Source organism: Neisseria sp. P0022.S010 (genome assembly GCF_051956635.1).
In genome coordinates this window covers 1-1,726 of the sequence record NZ_JBQCXF010000595.1, presented here as the reverse complement: position 1 = coordinate 1,726, position 1,726 = coordinate 1, and the positions used below count along the sequence as shown (strand labels likewise).

The window sequence follows — 1,726 nt, the reverse complement described above, 5'->3', positions numbered from 1 at the left end:
CTATAATCCACTTGTTTTTATCCTTCAAATGAAAGATACGTCATGATCAAACCCCTTATCCTCAGCCTCGCTGCCGCCACTGCTTTGGCCGCCTGCTCCGCTTCTGAAAAACAAGAATCTCCTAAGGTCGGCGTGGCCAATCCTGCTTCTGAATTCTGCGTCAAACAAGGTGGCAAATCCGAAATCAAAAAAGATAAAGACGGTGGTGAATACGGCGTGTGCCACTTACCTAACGGTACCGTTGTCGAAGAATGGGAATATTTCCGTCAACACAACAAATAATTGCTCAATCATAGAAAAGGCCGTCTGAACCCAAGTTTCAGACGGCCTTTTTATTTAAACAACGATTATTTTACTTCCAATTTGGTCACGCCGCCCATATACGGTTGCAACGCAGCAGGAACATTAATGCTGCCATCGGCATTTTGATGGTTTTCCAATACCGCCACCAAAGTACGGCCGACTGCCAAGCCTGAGCCGTTCAAAGTATGCACCAAACGGTTTTTACCGTTTTCATCTTTGAAACGCGCTTTCATGCGGCGAGCTTGGAAATCTTCGCAGTTGGAACAGCTGGAAATTTCGCGGTAAGTGTTTTGCGCAGGAACCCAAACTTCCAAGTCGTAGGTTTTAGTTGCGCCGAAACCCATGTCGCCGGTACACAAAGTGATCACGCGGTATGGCAGTTCCAACGCTTTCAAAATATTTTCAGCGTGGCCGACCATTTCTTCCAGCGCTTCGTATGATTTTTCCGGATGAACGATTTGCACCATTTCCACTTTGTCGAATTGGTGTTGGCGAATCAAGCCGCGCACGTCTTTACCGTATGCGCCCGCTTCGGAGCGGAAACATGGGGAATGCGCAGTTAATTTCAACGGAAAATCACTGCCGGCCACGATGCTGTCGGCAACAGTATTGGTCAGCGTTACTTCAGCAGTCGGAATCAGATATTGCGTTTTCTTACTCTCATCACCGCCGCGGGTAACGTGGAACAAATCTTCTGCAAATTTAGGCAGTTGACCCGTACCTTGCAGGGTCAGGTCATCCACAATGTAAGGCGTGTAATGTTCGGTATAGCCGTGTTTCAGCGTGTGCGTATCCAGCATGAACTGAGCCAAAGCGCGATGCAGACGGGCGATTTGACCTTTCATGACGGTAAAGCGCGCGCCGGACAGTTTCGCACCGCCTTCAAAATCCAAGCCCAAAGGCTCGCCCAAATCAACATGGTCTTTGATTTCAAAATCAAATTCGCGCGGCGTGCCCACTTTGCGGACTTCAACGTTTTCAGTTTCGTCTTTACCGACAGGCACACTTTCGTGCGGCAGGTTCGGAATGCTCAGCAGCCAAGCATCCAATTCTTTCTGAACGGCATCCAAATCAGCGGCAGCCTGCTCCAAATCCGCCTTGATTTGGGTAACCTGATCCATCGCAGCTTGAGCCTCTTCGTGTTTGCCTTGACCTTTCAACGCACCGATTTGTTTGGAAATACTGTTTCGTGAAGCCTGCAACTCTTCTGTTTTCACTTGAACGGCTTTACGTTGCTCTTCCAAAGCGTTGAAACGCGCGGTATCAAACTCGTAACCGCGTGCGGCCAAACGTTCTGCAACTGCGGCGGTATTGCTGCGGAGCAATTGGATGTCTAACATTGTTTTCTCTCGTTAAGATTCAGAATGGCATTATTGTAAACCAATTTAAAGATATTTTCACAGCGACAGGCCGTCTGAAAACA

The 1,726-nt window shown here is 48.3% G+C and carries 2 protein-coding genes; one reads left to right on the top strand and one right to left on the bottom strand.

The features are described 5' to 3' along the window. Positions 1-42 precede the first annotated feature (42 nt). Positions 43-282 (top strand): putative hemolysin, encoded by a 240-nt coding sequence (locus ACTHUT_RS19760; protein ID WP_004521099.1) that lies wholly within the window; start codon positions 43-45, stop codon positions 280-282. Positions 283-347: 65 nt separating this feature from the next. On the opposite strand, the gene serS is transcribed toward ACTHUT_RS19760, so the two are convergent. Next, the gene (serS, locus tag ACTHUT_RS19755; protein ID WP_004521097.1) at positions 348-1,643 is read right to left on the bottom strand and encodes a serine--tRNA ligase; all 1,296 of its coding nucleotides are present in this window, start codon (positions 1,641-1,643) and stop codon (positions 348-350) included. Positions 1,644-1,726 lie beyond the last annotated feature (83 nt).